Annotated in this window: 18 protein-coding genes; 4 read left to right on the forward strand and 14 right to left on the reverse strand. The window is 63.4% G+C overall.

All coding sequences use genetic code 11. The annotated features are described in order from the left end of the window. Positions 1-29: 29 nt before the first annotated feature. Complete coding sequence (locus HYPDE_RS16830) at positions 30-539, forward strand: hypothetical protein (RefSeq protein WP_051112022.1); 510 nt, start codon at positions 30-32, stop codon at positions 537-539. Between the two features lie 283 nt (positions 540-822). Here the strand turns inward: HYPDE_RS16830 and HYPDE_RS16835 are convergent, their stop codons facing one another. The 5 genes from HYPDE_RS16835 to HYPDE_RS16850 all read right to left on the reverse strand — a co-directional run bounded on the left by HYPDE_RS16835 (position 823) and on the right by HYPDE_RS16850 (position 2,701). Next, the gene (locus tag HYPDE_RS16835; RefSeq protein WP_187290842.1) at positions 823-1,053 is read right to left on the reverse strand and encodes a hypothetical protein; all 231 of its coding nucleotides are present in this window, start codon (positions 1,051-1,053) and stop codon (positions 823-825) included. Between the two features lie 83 nt (positions 1,054-1,136). Then, positions 1,137-1,274 (reverse strand): hypothetical protein, encoded by a 138-nt coding sequence (locus HYPDE_RS19205; protein WP_015599741.1) that lies wholly within the window; start codon positions 1,272-1,274, stop codon positions 1,137-1,139. Between the two features lie 186 nt (positions 1,275-1,460). Continuing rightward, positions 1,461-1,928: a hypothetical protein gene (locus HYPDE_RS16840; RefSeq protein WP_015599742.1), complete on the reverse strand. Its 468-nt coding sequence runs from the start codon at positions 1,926-1,928 to the stop codon at positions 1,461-1,463. Between the two features lie 36 nt (positions 1,929-1,964). Then, complete coding sequence (locus HYPDE_RS16845) at positions 1,965-2,339, reverse strand: hypothetical protein (protein WP_015599743.1); 375 nt, start codon at positions 2,337-2,339, stop codon at positions 1,965-1,967. Then, a complete protein-coding gene (locus HYPDE_RS16850; RefSeq protein ID WP_015599744.1) occupies positions 2,336-2,701 on the reverse strand; it encodes a hypothetical protein in 366 nt (121 codons plus the stop codon). Before HYPDE_RS16850 ends, HYPDE_RS16845 begins: the two co-directional genes overlap by 4 nt. Before the next feature lie 94 nt (positions 2,702-2,795). Here HYPDE_RS16850 and HYPDE_RS16855 point away from each other — a divergent pair, with 94 nt between their 5' ends. Further along, positions 2,796-3,239, forward strand: coding sequence for a MerR family transcriptional regulator (locus HYPDE_RS16855; RefSeq protein WP_015599745.1), 444 nt, complete (start codon positions 2,796-2,798; stop codon positions 3,237-3,239). Beyond that, on the forward strand, positions 3,209-3,568 hold the full coding sequence (locus HYPDE_RS16860; RefSeq protein WP_051112023.1) for a YnfA family protein: 360 nt from the start codon (positions 3,209-3,211) through the stop codon (positions 3,566-3,568). The genes HYPDE_RS16855 and HYPDE_RS16860 overlap by 31 nt, the downstream gene beginning before the upstream one ends. Positions 3,569-4,323: 755 nt before the next feature. Here HYPDE_RS16860 and HYPDE_RS19430 read toward each other — a convergent pair. Then, complete coding sequence (locus HYPDE_RS19430; protein WP_187290843.1) at positions 4,324-4,473, reverse strand: hypothetical protein; 150 nt, start codon at positions 4,471-4,473, stop codon at positions 4,324-4,326. Between the two features lie 84 nt (positions 4,474-4,557). Next, a complete protein-coding gene (locus HYPDE_RS16870; RefSeq protein ID WP_015599748.1) occupies positions 4,558-4,962 on the reverse strand; it encodes a MerR family transcriptional regulator in 405 nt (134 codons plus the stop codon). 66 nt (positions 4,963-5,028) lie between these two features. On the opposite strand from HYPDE_RS16870, the gene HYPDE_RS16875 reads away from it, so the two are divergent. Continuing rightward, positions 5,029-7,197 carry a heavy metal translocating P-type ATPase gene (locus tag HYPDE_RS16875; protein ID WP_041321464.1) on the forward strand — a complete coding sequence of 723 codons (2,169 nt, stop codon included), beginning with the start codon at positions 5,029-5,031 and terminating at the stop codon, positions 7,195-7,197. Between the two features lie 401 nt (positions 7,198-7,598). Here HYPDE_RS16875 and HYPDE_RS16880 read toward each other — a convergent pair whose 3' ends face one another. From HYPDE_RS16880 to HYPDE_RS16910, 7 genes are all read right to left on the reverse strand, one after another. Further along, complete coding sequence (locus HYPDE_RS16880) at positions 7,599-7,829, reverse strand: helix-turn-helix domain-containing protein (RefSeq protein WP_015599750.1); 231 nt, start codon at positions 7,827-7,829, stop codon at positions 7,599-7,601. Positions 7,830-8,304: 475 nt separating this feature from the next. Then, a complete protein-coding gene (locus tag HYPDE_RS16885) occupies positions 8,305-9,240 on the reverse strand; it encodes a diacylglycerol/lipid kinase family protein (protein ID WP_015599752.1) in 936 nt (311 codons plus the stop codon). Positions 9,241-9,245: 5 nt separating this feature from the next. After that, on the reverse strand, positions 9,246-11,792 hold the full coding sequence (locus HYPDE_RS16890; protein WP_051112024.1) for a cation-translocating P-type ATPase: 2,547 nt from the start codon (positions 11,790-11,792) through the stop codon (positions 9,246-9,248). A gap of 101 nt (positions 11,793-11,893) precedes the next feature. Continuing rightward, positions 11,894-12,391: a hypothetical protein gene (locus HYPDE_RS16895; protein WP_015599754.1), complete on the reverse strand. Its 498-nt coding sequence runs from the start codon at positions 12,389-12,391 to the stop codon at positions 11,894-11,896. Then, a complete protein-coding gene (locus HYPDE_RS16900; protein WP_015599755.1) occupies positions 12,388-13,083 on the reverse strand; it encodes a DedA family protein in 696 nt (231 codons plus the stop codon). The genes HYPDE_RS16895 and HYPDE_RS16900 overlap by 4 nt, the downstream gene beginning before the upstream one ends. After that, positions 13,080-13,958, reverse strand: a complete 879-nt coding sequence (locus HYPDE_RS16905; protein WP_015599756.1) for a phosphatase PAP2 family protein — start codon at positions 13,956-13,958, stop codon at positions 13,080-13,082. The genes HYPDE_RS16900 and HYPDE_RS16905 overlap by 4 nt, the downstream gene beginning before the upstream one ends. Next, positions 13,955-14,524: a Chromate resistance protein ChrB gene (locus HYPDE_RS16910; protein WP_015599757.1), complete on the reverse strand. Its 570-nt coding sequence runs from the start codon at positions 14,522-14,524 to the stop codon at positions 13,955-13,957. Before HYPDE_RS16910 ends, HYPDE_RS16905 begins: the two co-directional genes overlap by 4 nt. Positions 14,525-14,592 lie beyond the last annotated feature (68 nt).

A 14,592-nucleotide genomic window follows, 5' to 3' on the forward strand; every position in this document is an offset into this window, starting at 1 on the left:
GAGACCTAACGCCGCCTGAATTGCTCGTGATGCACGCTGCGGTATCGGAGGAACTCCGGCGGCGCGGCGTCATCCGCAGCTCGAACAATCCAGTCGGCGATCTTGCCGAGCATCTGTTTTGTCGCGCCTTCGGTTGGAAGCAGGCGCCCAACTCAATGCGCGATGCCGACGCCACGGATGCCGCCGAAGTGCGATATCAGATCAAGGGGCGGCGCTTGACGTCGCACAACAACTCGCGGCAGCTCGGGGCGCTTCGCGATTTGCCGGCGCAGGCCTTTGATGTGCTTGCCGCTGTTCTGTTCCAGGAAGACTACCGAGTTCTTAGGGCTGCGCTGATCCCGCACGTCCGCGTCGTGGATCTGGCAAAGCGTGTCGAGCGAACCAACAGTTGGCGGTTCCTGCTTCGTGATGCCATCTGGTCGGTGCCTGGCGTTCGCGATGTAACCGCCGACCTCCAACGGGCAGAGGCCTCCTGGGCATTGGCATTGACCGAGGGCCCGAAAGCATCAAATTCACGCTCGATCACTGACCAGGAATGACGGTCCGTGATTGAGCGTGAAGATGGGTACCGAGAAGGATAGTTGTGGACCAATATACTCAAAGACGGCTTTCTTTTATTTTTCAACATATTGCTGGCACGTTGAAATCTACGGGGGCCGCTAACTGGTATATGTAATCCGTGACTGGTCGTGAAAAATAATCCCTGAGCACGCACGCACTTTAATGATACTCCAAAGTCATGCGGGATCACGGATTCCGCATCAAGACTCACTGTCATATAGCGTCGTCCGGGACTTGAATAGCCAGCCACCGCGATCCGGTTCAAGCGATCGACGCGTCGTCCTCCAGTGGCCGGGATCGGGGAAGTTCTGCAAACCACCAGGTCGGATTGGACCCCCAACATTCGCTTGCGGGATAGAGGATTGCCTTGCCAATCTTGATGAACGATGACCCGACGCGCATGGCTCTCCACTTTCGGAGCGTACCTTCGCTGATCTTGCTGCGGTGGCAAGTAATGACTTTTTCGAGCGTTAGATACGCGGGTGACGGCACGAGGTCTCCTGACAAGCGATTGTGCACCAGCCTGTTGCACAATTGGATGCGCCTTTGGGAGATCTTTAAAATTGCCTGCCGGGTCAGATCGCAGTCAGCTTGACGCCCGCGGCAAGCTGCTCTGCCGCTTCCTTGCGCTCGCTGTAGCGGCGGGTAAGGTAGGCGGAGCGGCCGCGAGTCAGCGGGATGAAAGGTGACGCCTTGTGAATCGGCGGCTGCATTGGGAAGAGGACCGACCTAGCTTCGCTGACTGGCTGCTTCGCGAGCCATTCCCTCCAAACTGAACAGCGTCTTGATCAATGGATATTCCGCCATAGCGCCCCCTGCGCTTGGGCGCGACCATATTCTTGAGCACGCGAGATCCGCGGCCGCCCGGCGCGCAGTACATCGGCCCCCGCTTGTGGGAGTCAAACAGCGCGGGAATGCTTGGAAGCCGTACGCGGCAGATATTTGTCCAATCCCCAAAGCAAGAGCCCAAACAGGAGATGCGGGACGAACGATGCCGGAATGAGCTTCGCGTTGATGTTGATGCCCGCAAAGCCCCATCCGACAACTGGGAAGAAGACAAGGAGGATCAACAACCAGAGCGCTCCGGCGAGCGCCAATGCCGTCTTGATGTTGCGTCGCTGGAAATAGCGCACGAAGATCACCGACCAGAACGTCACGTACGCGATGTGGAATAGCAAACCAACCGGCAACGGTAGCGGTCGGCGCAGCAAGGTCTCCGCAAAAGCGAGCGAAGGCGGCTCGGGAAAAGGCGATACTCCAGCGGAGGCCAGTGCGAGCATCACGATCGCGGTGGCTACGGCGACCGCGACGCCGATACCGGCGGCTTTGGGCCATGAACGGCCACCACTCTCTGCGTCAATCGTCATCACCTTCTCCTCGAACCATCGAGCGTGCTCGGCGGGTTAGCGTGCTGTGAGCGCCGCGACAGCGAAGGGCGCGATCGTTGGCCAGAAATAAGCAACGGCCAGCATCGCTGACGCTGTGAGCATCATCAGCACGGTCGCCGCCGCAGGCCTCTTTCGAGTTCGCAACGACTGCCGCGCGACCCAGATCCACGCGGCCGCGACGAGCACAACAGCAACGATGATCGATCCTTCATAAATGCTCGCCAGCCAGGCCAATGCACTACCGGTGACGGCTAGTGCGGCGGCGGGCAAAGCGAATGGCAGAATGCAACACACAGCGCAGGCGAGGGCACCCGTCGCGGCGCCGCCAGCAGCGGATGCGGCGATTGCGGCGCCACGGCTGTCGACCCCAGATTGTGCTGTTTCTGTCATTGTGCTGTCACCGTCGTGCATCCGCAGCCGCCACTCGACTTCGATCCCGTCAGGAAGGGATTGAATAGGGCGTCAAGGGCGTCGTGGGCCGCTTCCGGCGCTGTGATGGCAAGCGTCAAGCTCTTCTCGCGTTCGTTCAGCTCGAGGGCGAGAAACGCGCAGCATTCCTGCTCGCGGCGAACCATCTCGCGAATGCGAGCGCCGGCACGCGGATCGTACGTGAGGACTAAGCGCGCGCCCTCGCGCCGGACGCTTTGCAGCGCAGCTCGGTTAAGCTCCGCAATCCAGACGAGGCGTTCCTGATACGCGCCCGTGCCCAACGTGCAGGCAATCGGTATTACCGACGATTCAGGAACTTTCATACTTGCTCCTCCTTCTGGCGATCGGCTATCACCACAAGATAGAACTTCAAGTAACTTGAGGTTCAAGCCCCTTTTTCTAGGAGCCGCTTGTGTCATGAAGATCGGCGAACTTGCGCGACGCACCCGCACGAATGCGCCCACCATCCGCTATTACGAAGAAATCGGGCTGCTGCCTGTCCCAGCGCGCCGCGACGGTGGTCAGCGAAGTTATGGCGACAGCGATAACAGGCGGTTGACCTTCATCAGGCAATGTCGCGCGTTCGGCTTTCCGATCGAACAGGTTCGCTCACTTGTCGCCTTAACGGAGGATCAAGATCGATCGTGCACGGAGGCGCGGTCCATCGCGCTGGTTCATCTCGAGGCGGTGCGTGAGAAGTTGGCGCAATTGAAAGGCCTTGAACGCAACTTGGCCGATTTCATTAAACGCTGCGACGCGATCTGCTTCGGCGGTCCCGGACCGGAATGTGTGATTCTCAAAGACATGGCGGAACCGATGGCCGACGGCAAATGCTCGGTAGGCGGAAGGAAGTGCCGGTGACCAAAACCGCAATCGTCTATGTCGCCGCCGCGTTCTTTGAGATAGGTGGGTGCTTCAGTTTCTGGATTTGGATTCGCGAGGGCAGATCGGGCTGGTGGCTAGCGCCTGGCGTCATTTCGCTGATGCTCTTTGCTTGGCTTCTCACTCAAGTTGATGCTTCAGCCGCCGGGCGTGCTTATGCGGCCTATGGCGGCGTCTACATCTTTGCCTCGCTGCTGTGGCTATGGACTGTCGAACACGTTCGGCCGGATCGGTGGGATGTTCTCGGGTCCGCGATTTGCATCGTGGGCGCGGCGGTCATCCTGTTTGGGCCGCGCCTCCCCGCCTAGTCATCCTGCCGGTCGGCTGGCGCCCTCGCGAGGATCATTCCCGTCGTCCCTTGAAGTCCAAGCCGCTTGAAGTGCCAGATCAAAGCTAACGTCGCACAACAACTCGCGGCTGCTCGGGGTACCTCGCGATTTGCCGGCGTAGGCCTTTGATGTACTTGCCGGTGTTCTATTCCAGGAAGACTACCGAGTTCTTAAGGGTTGCGCTGATCCCGCACGTCCGCGTTGCGGATTACCAGGACGGCGGCCGAAATACGACGTGCCGGCGATCTCGGTTGTTATTTCTCGGTCAACGCCGAGATGCTTGCGAACGAAAAGCGGGCCGTCGCGAACCGCGCATTCCCGTTAGGTCGCGTCCTCACAGAGACCCGATGGCCCGTTCACGCGAACTGGTGCTCGCCCATCGGAGCCCGGTGATGTCTGGCGAGCGGTCGAAGGCTTGGCGAGGCTGCTGGTTTGGAGGCGGTCGATGTTGGTTGCCGGATCGGCGCCAACCTTAAAACCCTGTTGGACGAAGTCTCACAGCGGGCGATGCTTGAGTCGGCAGTAGTCCGAGGCTTCCAGGACATGATCTCAGACAAGCTGACAGCGGCTCTGCGTGCTCGCTTCGCACCGGAGCACGCCGCGTCAAACTAATATCGAAAGCACAAGCCATGATGGGCGACATGGGATCAATGATGTGGGGAATGGCCTGGTTTGGGTGATTGTCATCATCGTTCTTTTGTTGGCAGTCACGGCGCTCGTGAAATACATATTCTTCAGATGAACGGCCGCGCATTTGGCACATGCAAGAGTATCGGTCCTTCCGGTAGCAGAAGTCGGCTCATCTTCTGATGCGAGACGACGACCTGAACGACGGCGGAGAGTGCGAACCCGAGGATCAGCGGCCAGAGTATTTTCCATCCCATGGCAAGCGCCATTTCCAGTGAGCGTATGACAGCATCGATTATCCGTCGCTCCCGTGCTTCTACTTATCCGAGGATCTTTGAAACCTATACAGGCGAGAGTGCCTCAATGATCCGGCATTCGGCGATGGTGCCGCAACTACACTGGCCGATGATGCTGTCGAGCTCTCTCCGCAATGCTGTCAGGTCAGCGATCTTGCGATCAACGTCGGAAAGGTGCTGACGGGCGATCGCATCCACTGCCCCGCAGGATCGATTTTTCTGGTCTGAAAGGCTCAGGAGCTCACGGACTTCATCGATCGTGAAACCCAGATCCCTGGCCCGGCGGACAAAGCTCAGTCGTCCGACCTGATCGTCGGAATAGACGCGGTAATTGCTGCTTGTGCGCGCCGGCGGCGGTAGGAGGCCGATCCGCTCATAGTAGCGGATCGTCTCGATTTTCGTCTCTGTGAGCTTGCCGAGCTCACCGATCGTCACAAACTCTGGAGCCATGGCCCTTGACCCTGTAGTTGCTACAGGGTCCATGTGGGAGGTTGCGTCGCAAAAGTCGAGGTGGCCATGCTTGCGGAACCGGAAATCGTTGGGGATCCGCTCAAGATGCGCGTCGAGGGCATGGACTGCGGCAGTTGCGCCCTGAAGATCGAGAACGCGTTAAAGCGCCTTCCCGGGGTCAGCGACATCGCTATGACCTACGCTACCGAAACCCTGGTGTTCCGTCTCGACAAAGATCGCACCAAGCGCGCCGTTGTCGAGGATAAGATCCGAGCGCTCGGCTTCACGCCACTGCCAGCGGCCGGGACCAGGATGCTTCGCTCGGAGCAAGCGAGCGACGCAGACGATGGTAGGGATCGGCTCTGGTGGCGCACGCGCAAAGGCGTGTTTGTCCTCGGCACGGGGGCACTCCTCGCGATTGCCTATGCAATCTCCATCGCGGTTCCCAGCGCTTCCTATTGGGCTTATCTCGGCGCGGCCATTGTTGGGCTTGTCCCGATCGCGCGCCGGGCGGTCACCGGCGCCTTGTCGGGCACGCCCTTTGGCATCGAGACTTTGATGACCGTTGCAGGGATCGGCGCCGTCTCGATCGGCGCGGCCGAGGAAGCAGCAGTGGTCGTTTTCCTGTTCGCTGTCGGCGAGGTTCTTGAAAGCATCGCCGCAGGCCGGGCTCGGGCTGGCATCAAGGCATTGATGAACTTGGTGCCTCGTACGGCGCTCGTCGAACAGGCAAGCGAGACGCGCGAGATACCTGCCGAAAAGCTCGCTGTCGGCGACATCGCCCTCGTCCGTCCCGGTGATCGCATTCCGTCCGACGGCGAGATCATCGAAGGGAATTCCGACATCGACGAGGCGCCGGTGACTGGAGAATCGGTCCCCATCGCCAAGGCGGCCGGCGATGCCGTGTTTGCTGGCAGCATTAACACCAGCAGCAGCCTTCGCGTCCGTATCTCACGAACGGCCGCTGACAACACGATCGCACGCATCATCCATCTGGTCGAGGAGGCGCAGGGTTCGAAGGCCCCCACCGCGCGGTTCATCGATCGTTTTGCGGCTTATTACACGCCGGCGGCCATGGTGGTCTCGGCTCTCATCATCCTGGCGCCACCGCTACTGTTTGCGGCTGAATGGTCGACCTGGATTTACCGTGGGCTCGCGACGCTGCTCATTGCCTGCCCGTGCGCGCTCGTCATCTCAACGCCGGCAGCAATTGCCTCCGGTCTCGCGGCGGGCGCCCGGCGCGGCCTGCTGATCAAGGGCGGGGCCGCGCTCGAAACTCTCGGAAGGGTCGTGACGGTCGCCTTTGACAAGACCGGCACCCTAACCGTCGGCAGACCGGAAATCACCGACATCGTCGCGGTCGATGGGGAAGAGGCGGAGCTTCTCGCGAAGGCTGCGGCTGTGGAGCGCGGTTCCAGTCATCCGCTCGGGCTCGCCATCATCTCGGCGGCGGAAAAGAAAGGCCTTTCCATCCCACAGGCTTTCGGTGGTAGCACAGCGGTTCCAGGCAAAGCGGTGACGGCACGGCTAAAGAGTGGATTCGTGTCAGTCGGTTCGCCCCGCTATGCCGCAGAGGTGGTCTCGATTCCGGTCACCATCGACAGCCGCATCGATGCTCTAGAGGCCGAGGGCAAGACCGTCGTTGTCGTGCTCGCTTCCAAGCGCATTGCCGGCCTGATTGCGCTGAGGGACGAGCCGCGCCGAGACGCCGCCCAAGCCGTGACCGCGCTCAAGAGGATCGGCGTCCGCGTGCTGATCCTGACCGGCGACAATGAGCGCACAGGAAACGCGATCGCTGATGGACTTGGTCTTGAGGCCAAGACCGAGCTGCTACCTGACGCGAAGCTCGCCGAGATTGCCGCGCTAAAAGAACGCGGTCCGGTCGCCATGATCGGTGACGGTATCAACGACGCGCCGGCGCTCGCAGCCGCGTCCGTCGGTATCGCCATGGGCGGCGGCACCGATGTCGCCTTGGAGACGGCCGACGTGGCGTTGCTCAAGGATCGTGTCGGCGGTGTGGTCGAGCTCATCCGGCTATCGAAGGCGACGCTTTCCAACATTTGGCAGAACATCGCGCTGGCGCTTTGCCTCAAGGGTGTTTTCCTCGCGACTACCCTGTTCGGGGTGACGTCGCTCTGGATGGCGATCCTCGCGGATACGGGTGCGACTGTGCTCGTAACGGCGAACGCGCTGCGGTTGCTGCGCTTTCACTCAGAGGCGTCTGCCGGCTCCTAAGAGAACCTCTGCAACAGCGGGGGCATGTAATGTCGCCATGTGCGACAGCGCCTTCAAAGACCGACCGATTGGTGACGGATCGAATTTTAAAAAGCCGCGCGCGACCATCTCGCGCTCCTTGGACGATCAACGGCAGGCTTCCATATCCGGATGCGATTATGTGCCGCGCGAACGCTAGACGAACTTGTGCGAGATCTGAGAGACCGGACGCGGCCGGAGCTGCTCCTGATGACGTTTTTATATCCGCAGAAGTCACGCGATGATTGAGCGTGATTACGTTTTCATCGCATCCTCATTCAGCGCTAATGCGCACGCCGCCTCAGCTCTTCGAAGATCGGCGGTCACATCTCGAACACCGGCACCGACCGGACGCGTCGCGAAGCGATAAGCGAGCGTGAGCCTCACTCTTGTTCACGGTCAGTCACATCAAGTTTGCGCGAGGCACGACAGATCACGAGATTCTTTTTATCCCATTCGTCGAGCCCTTGTAGGGGGTACAGCACCGACTTTCCCACTTTAACGAAAGGCGGCCCCACGCGCTGAGCACGCCAGTTTCTGAGGGTTCCCACAGAGATCTCGCCGCGGTAGCGTTCCGCTACTTCGTCAGCGGTAAGAAACTTGATATCAGCCATTTTACCTCGTCCCGCTGCCAGGATCGTCGAGTCGGTGTGAAGGATAATTTCGACCTCGAGCGAATGGGTTGAAAGCCGGTTCGGGGCGGCATGATTGACACCGATCCGTGCCTTCCCGTCACGCTAGGGCATGATGAGGAATGCCGTGTGCGCGAACGGGACAAAAGTAATTTCTGATGAGGAGAGGTTCGCCGGGTGGCGCCGGCTAAAAATCGGAGGGTTATTCGTTGTTCATCACTTCCCGGACTCTGTCGTCGGTTACTCTATCGTGTAATGCGACGGGGCTCGGGAGGGCTACGCCTCGCCCACCTCGAGCGCCACGTCCGAACCGCTGCGGCCTCTGTTCGTTTCACCATGAACCGCGTGCGCCGGAACTTGGCCCGCCTAGACATTGTTCTTGATCCGAACTGTTGCACGTCCGATGTGGGGCCGCCCAAGCTTAACCGCACGTGGGAGCCGAAATTGAATGAGACCGTCAATCTCGATCCTGGAACTCTAACGGAACCATCAGCTTCAAAGCCTCCGCGGCGATTGAGATGCGGATCGGCGTCCGGGCCGTGACTTCGCCATCGACCGACACGTATTGCGGTGTGTCCGTCTCCAGCACGGCATCTCGAACGGTGAGTTCGTGCGCGATCGACATGTCGAGCGGCCTGCCCCTCGCCACGCCGAGCCAAGCGCGGACGAGGTTCCACCGATTGGCGGCGGTGACGATCTGAACCAGGACGTCTCGGCTCTCGACATCGGCACGATGGGCGACCAGCACGCCGCCATGATACCGGCCATTGGCTAGGATCACTTGCAGCGCATCGAGCTCCGTCACCCTGCCATCCTCGGTGATACGGCACCGGAACGGGCGATGGGAGGGGAACTTAGCGGCGCCAATGATGCCATAGGCGAGCGCGCCGAGATGACGCTTCAGCCAAGCCGGCGTCGCCCGGGCGACGCTCGCGGAGATGCCGAGTGCCGCCGTGTTCAAGAAATAGTCTTGATTCACTAGAGCGAGGTCGATATCGGCGACCTTTCCCTGAGTGATGGCTTGGACGGCGCCGTCGAGCGACAGCGGCAAGCCGATCGTCCGGGCAAAGCTATTCGCGGTGCCGAGCGGCAGCAGCCCGAGCACGACGTCGCGGTGTGCGAATTCATCGACCACCGAGCTCAGTGTGCCATCGCCGCCGCCGATCACGATTAGCCGATGACCCTCTGCGACGACCTCGTGCACGATCTCCTGCAAGCGCACCGGATCACGCACCGGATAGGATGCATCGAGGGTGAATCCATGCTTGGCGAGCAGATCCCTGGCGCGCCCATAAGCACGAGCACCGTGCCGCGAGTGCGTGTTGACCACCAGCACGGCTCGTCGCTCGCGGCGGATCTGTTCTTCGCGCGATTGCTTACGGGTGGTGGCCATTGAGGTCACGGAAGTTCCTGAGAGGACGTCGGAGCGGGTCGCGAGGCGGTCAGGTTGCGAGCCGCAGGTGGCTGCGGCGGTCCAAGCGCCGCGGTCCAGAGCGGCACGAGCGCAGCGAGGCCCGCGCAGATGGCGACGATGTCTAACGACACCGCAGCGCCATGAAGCGCGTCCCGCAGCGGCGCAAACCAGAGGAGGCCGGCCGCGAAGAGGAAGGCGGCGCCGATCCACATGAGCAGCACGCCGTTTCGCAGGAGGCTGACTGGGTTCCGCACCCCGCCTGCCATTGCCAGGCCGAGCGCGGCGTGGCCGATCATCCAGGTCACGAGCGCCACCGTGCGCGCCCCGGAGAGGCCGAAGCGGTCGAGGCCGATCCAGAAGGAGGCGAAGACGATAGCCGCAAGCGTAACGCCACCCGCGAGCAGCCCCAGGACCATGCCGTGATCGAAGAAACGGGCGTCGGGGTCGCGCGGCGGCCGGCACATGACATCTGGCTCGGCGGGCTGACCGACGAAGGCGAGCGAGGCGCCGAGATCCATGAACAACTCGAGCACGACGATCTGGACCGGCGTGAAGGGCAACGGCAGTCCCAGGATCGCCGCCGCCGCGCTCGCCAGCACAAGGGCGACCTTGACCGCCAGATAGTAACGGATCGCTTTGCGGAAGTTGTCGTAGAGCCTTCTGCCCTCGCGCACGGCTTCGACCAGCGTGGCGAAGCTGTCGTCGGTGAGGACGACCTGCGCCGCCTGCCGTGCAACGTCGCTGCCGACCCGCCCCATCGCGACGCCAACGGCGGCGGCGCGCAAAGCCGGCGCGTCGTTCACGCCGTCGCCGGTGACCATCACGACCTCGCCAGCCTCGGTGAGCGCCGAGACGATGCGCAGCTTGTCCGCCGGCTCCGCTCGCGCCACGATGGCGCCGTCCGCAGTCCGTCGCGCGAGGGTATTGGCGTCGAGCCCCTGCAGCTCGGCGCCAGTAAGTATGTGTGCGTGACGGATGCCCGCCTCGGCGGCAACCGTCAGTGCCGTGCTCGGCTGATCGCCCGTGATGATCGAGACGCTAATGCCCGCACTGCCGAGGGCTGCCATGGCGGCCGGAACCGCGGCGCGGACCGGGTCCCGCAACACGACAAGTCCCTCCAGAACGAGCTCGGTCTCCGAGACGTCGCGCGAGGGCGGTTGGGCAGCGAGCATCCGCGACGCGATCGCGAGGATGCGGCCGCCGCGCCCGCGCTCGGCAGCGGCCCGAAGAAACGTCGCACGCATCGGCTCGTCGAGGGGGCGAACGCCGTCGCCATCGCGCCAAGCCGAGCAGCGCTCAAGCACGGCTTCGGGCGCGCCCTTGATGCCTATCTCGACGCGGCCATCGGCGACCGCCGCGTAGCCGGAGGCAAGGCGACGGGTTTGGTCGAATGGAAAATGTTGCTCGGTGGCCCGCGTGATTCCGTGCCCTTCGGCAGCCGACCTGATGGCCCGGTCGATCGGGTCGATCATGGCGGGCTCGCTCGCCAGCGCGGCGCTGCACAGAACCCGATCGATCGTCTCTGGCGGCGTTGCGCGGTGCCCGGCCAAGGTGACGGCAGGGATTGTGTCGGTGAGCGCCATCCGGTTCTCGGTCAGCGTGCCGGTCTTGTCGGTGCAGACGACAGTTACCGCGCCGAGCGTCTCGGCGGCTACGAGGCGACGGACGATGGCGCCGCGGCGTGCGAGCCTCAGGCTGCCCAGCCCAAGCACGACCACGATCAGCACAGGTAGCTCCTCCGGAATCGTGGCGAAGGCGAGCGATAGGCCCGTGAGGAGCATCTCCTTGGGGGATTGCCCGGCGGCAATGCCGATCAGCGGAATGAGCACACTGACGCCGATCGCCGCCCACAACAGCGTCCGCGCGAGCTCGCCCATGCGCAGCTGCAGCGGCGTCTTCGGCTGCTTCGTCTCCGCGACCAGCCCGGCGATGCGCCCGAGCGTCGAAGCTGCACCGGTGGCGGTGACGACCGCGCGGCCGGCGCCGCGCACGATTGCGGTGCCGGCCAGAAGGGCGACGGACTCCGGATCGCCGGCTCCGCGGGGCACGGGCTCCGATTCGCCGGTAACCAGGGACTCGTCAGCGGCTAAATCCTGGCTCTCGACCAGCCGGGCGTCGGCCGGCACACGCGAGCCGGCGCGAAGCTCGATCAGGTCGCCCGGCACGAGCGCCTCGATCGGGATGTCGGCGAGCGCGCCGTCGCGCCAGACCAGGACCTTTGGCTCGGCAAGGGCTGAGAGCGCGGCGACAGCGCGCCCGGCCCGCCACTCTATGGCCGCCTCCGTCAGCGCGACCAGGCCGATCACGCCGAAGACGATGAGGGCATCGTGCAGCTCGCCGAACACGGCGTAGAGGCTGCCGACGGCGAGGAGCAGGAGCACAAGAGGTTCGCGCAGCGACTCGAGAAGCTCGCTCCACAGGCTTTCCCGATCCCGGGCTGGAATCCGATTAGGTCCGATCTCTGCGAGACGTCGGCCTGCCTCCGCTGTCGTCAGTCCCCTTGCTTCGACAGCAAAATCGGGGTCGATCACGGCTCTTCTCACATTGCCGGATTGGGAAGCAATCGAAGAGCCGGCTGAGGCCGGGGCGTCAGCCGCAGGGTTCCCCGCATGGCTATGGCGACGGCTCCGCATCATCCGCGGCTCCGACGCCCGAGGAGGCGAGCTGCGAGCTCGGTCAAAAGGAGAATGGCCGCCGACACAGCGAGCCACAGCAGCGCCAGGATGGGACCGCCGAAATCCCGAACGAGGTGCAGCGCCCAAGTGATCGGTTCGGCGAGAACAATGGGTGCGCCCAAGTCTTTCCGGAGGCTCATCGACTGCGCCAGCAGCCAATCGCTGGACACAGACCAAAGTCCGTAAATGCCCACGCTCAGCAGCGACCACGCCAGGAGCAGGACGATGCCGCCAATCCAGATCAGAGCGACTGCTCCGGCACTCCGAGATCGGAGATACGCGTCCGTGGTGGCAGGCGCCCACGGTGTTCCGGCCGATACAGGATGGTTGATGACCAAATCACGCTCGCGGCCGGACTCACTCCGGAAGGCGCGGTTGATCCACTCCAGGATGCGGGCGGGGGTTCTCGGGTCATGTGCAAAGCGCTGCAAGAGCGCGAGCAGGGTCAGTCTCATGGCCGTATTCCCGGGTTGGAGGTTGCGATTGCACTCGGCGCGGATCGCAGGGCGGCGGTCGCCGCAGCCTGCCGGTGGCGCTGCCGCTGCCGGCGCAGCAGGAGGATCGCGAGGAACCCGGCCGCCAGCGCCGGGACAAGAAGCGCGCCGAGCATCAGCCAGTCCTGGCTGCTGAGACCGGCCTCGAGTAGGCGGTCGAGACCCATGCCGACGAGTGCTCCCGGTGCGAGCACGACAGGCGCCCAGAGCACGGCCGAGCCGATATTGGCGGCCCAGAATCGGACGGGCGGCAACACCATAATGCCTGCGGCAAGCGGGATGATGGCGCGGACCGACCCGAAGAAACGGCCGATGAAGACGCTCTTGCCGCCATGCCGCTCGAAGAACGCCAGTCCCCTCGCGAGGACGGCGGGGTACCGGCTGAATGGCCACACTCGCCGGATGCGGACGCCGTAGCGGCGGCCGATCCAGTAGGAGATCGCGTCGCCGAGCGCGGCGCCTGGCACGGCGCCGAGCAGCAGCAGCTCGAGCCTACCGCTCGGCACGAGTGCGCCGGCCGCGGTAAGGATCATGCTCCCGGGCACGATCAGGCTGACGAACGCGAAGGACTCGGCGAACGCCACGACGAAGGCGAGGAGGAAAGCCCAGTTTTCGAATCGCACGATCAAGTCGAGCGTGTGCTGGGCGCTCATGGCGTGCCCCTCGACGCGTGCAGCCGAACCCACTCCGCAAGACCGAAGCCGACCAACAGCCAGAAACCGCCGACCATGAAGCCGCTCAGGACGTCCGTGGTGTAGTGGACGGAGAGAAAGATGCGGCTGAAACCGATGAGCAAGATCAGCACGCTCGTCCAATATACGACCTCGAAGCGCCCCCGCGGCTCCGGCAGCGCGCGGGCGAGCGCATAGGCGAGAAAGCCGAAGACGGCCATGGCACCGGTCGCATGGCCGCTGGGGAAGGAGGGCGACGCGGCCGAGACGGCGTCGATGAACATCGGCCGATGTCGGTCGATCGCATATTTGCCGGCCCAGGTGGTCGCCTCCGCGCCGAGGAAAACGACCCAGAGCGGCAGGGTGGCGCCGCGCCGTCCGCCGGCCCACAGAAAGGCGGTCGCCGTCACCGCCACCGCGGTCAGGGTCGGGCCGGCGCCCAACGCGGTGATCCAGAGAAAGCCCTTGACCAGCAGAGGCTCGGTCCGCCACGACGTGAAGAAGGCGTTGATCGCCTGATCGAAGCGCAGCACCCCGCCGGCCTCGAGCACCTCCTCGATCAGCCCGCCGAGGAGGGCGGCGATGTAGATCGCACCGACGACCAGGAGTGTGAGCGGCAGCCCCGTGAAGAGATGCGGATCGAGGCGCACCGCAAGGACGGCATAGAACCGGGGATGCCGCAGCTTCAGCCAGGCGCGGACCGGTCGCACTCGCGCCCAGGCGCGTGACGTGCGGATGCGGGGCGCCCAGCCCGATGCTTTCAGCGTGAGGTGGCGGACGCCCCGCCAGCATAGCGCATCCAGCAAGAGGACCGAGGCAACGAGACCGATGACAAGCGCGGTCGTTGAAAACGTCAACGGGGCGCCTCGTCCCGGTCGGGTGCGTTCTCGGCCTGCGCCTCGAAGACCTGTTTCGAGAACGCTTCGAGCAGGGTTTCGCAGCGGTCGAGGCGGGTTTGCGCCTCCGCGCCGAGCGGGGCGTGGTAGAAGTCGAGCGCGGCAATCTTGGCGTGCCACGCCTTTAGCTTCTTCAGGTCCTCGTCATTCTCCTCGAGCTCGGCGTAAGTGAGCTTGCCAGCCGCCGCCTCCCGGGCGATCTCTCCCTCGAAGCCGTCGCAGCGCTCGATGAGCTCGCGGTACTCGGCGTCGCGGTCGGCTCGGAAGCGTTCGACCACCCGGACGCGCTGGGCGGCATCGAGGGGCGTCGCCTCAAGCAGCACCGCCTCGCCTCCCATCTCGGCGATCTCGTGCTCCAAGATCTTAAGCTGCCGAAGATGGTCGGCGGTGCGCGGCAGAAGGCAGAGCCCATTCAGCAGGTATACCGCTCCGAGGCTTTTCAGCTTGCGCCACAGTGCCATCCGGCGCCGCGCTGGCTCCGGCGGGACCTTGTAGGTAAGCAGCAGCCAATCATCGCGCTCGATCATGAACGTGATTTATGTCACGGCCGCTACAAATCAAGTGTCGCGATAGCGAATTCCTGCTTATCCCGCTC

The sequence above is a fragment of the Hyphomicrobium denitrificans 1NES1 genome (genome assembly GCF_000230975.2).
Classification (GTDB): Bacteria; Pseudomonadota; Alphaproteobacteria; order Rhizobiales; family Hyphomicrobiaceae; genus Hyphomicrobium_B; species Hyphomicrobium_B denitrificans_A.

Coding starts and splice junctions, on each gene's coding strand:
- HYPDE_RS16830 (WP_051112022.1), top strand. CDS start 30: ATGCACGCTGCGGTATCGGAGGAACTCCGGCGGCGCGGCGTCATCCGC.
- HYPDE_RS19205 (WP_015599741.1), bottom strand. CDS start 1,274: ATGCAGCCGCCGATTCACAAGGCGTCACCTTTCATCCCGCTGACTCGC.
- HYPDE_RS16840 (WP_015599742.1), bottom strand. CDS start 1,928: ATGACGATTGACGCAGAGAGTGGTGGCCGTTCATGGCCCAAAGCCGCC.
- HYPDE_RS16845 (WP_015599743.1), bottom strand. CDS start 2,339: ATGACAGAAACAGCACAATCTGGGGTCGACAGCCGTGGCGCCGCAATC.
- HYPDE_RS16850 (WP_015599744.1), bottom strand. CDS start 2,701: ATGAAAGTTCCTGAATCGTCGGTAATACCGATTGCCTGCACGTTGGGC.
- HYPDE_RS16855 (WP_015599745.1), top strand. CDS start 2,796: ATGAAGATCGGCGAACTTGCGCGACGCACCCGCACGAATGCGCCCACC.
- HYPDE_RS16860 (WP_051112023.1), top strand. CDS start 3,209: ATGCTCGGTAGGCGGAAGGAAGTGCCGGTGACCAAAACCGCAATCGTC.
- HYPDE_RS19430 (WP_187290843.1), bottom strand. CDS start 4,473: ATGGGATGGAAAATACTCTGGCCGCTGATCCTCGGGTTCGCACTCTCC.
- HYPDE_RS16870 (WP_015599748.1), bottom strand. CDS start 4,962: ATGGCTCCAGAGTTTGTGACGATCGGTGAGCTCGGCAAGCTCACAGAG.
- HYPDE_RS16875 (WP_041321464.1), top strand. CDS start 5,029: ATGCTTGCGGAACCGGAAATCGTTGGGGATCCGCTCAAGATGCGCGTC.
- HYPDE_RS16880 (WP_015599750.1), bottom strand. CDS start 7,829: ATGGCTGATATCAAGTTTCTTACCGCTGACGAAGTAGCGGAACGCTAC.
- HYPDE_RS16885 (WP_015599752.1), bottom strand. CDS start 9,240: ATGGCCACCACCCGTAAGCAATCGCGCGAAGAACAGATCCGCCGCGAG.
- HYPDE_RS16895 (WP_015599754.1), bottom strand. CDS start 12,391: ATGAGACTGACCCTGCTCGCGCTCTTGCAGCGCTTTGCACATGACCCG.
- HYPDE_RS16900 (WP_015599755.1), bottom strand. CDS start 13,083: ATGAGCGCCCAGCACACGCTCGACTTGATCGTGCGATTCGAAAACTGG.
- HYPDE_RS16910 (WP_015599757.1), bottom strand. CDS start 14,524: ATGATCGAGCGCGATGATTGGCTGCTGCTTACCTACAAGGTCCCGCCG.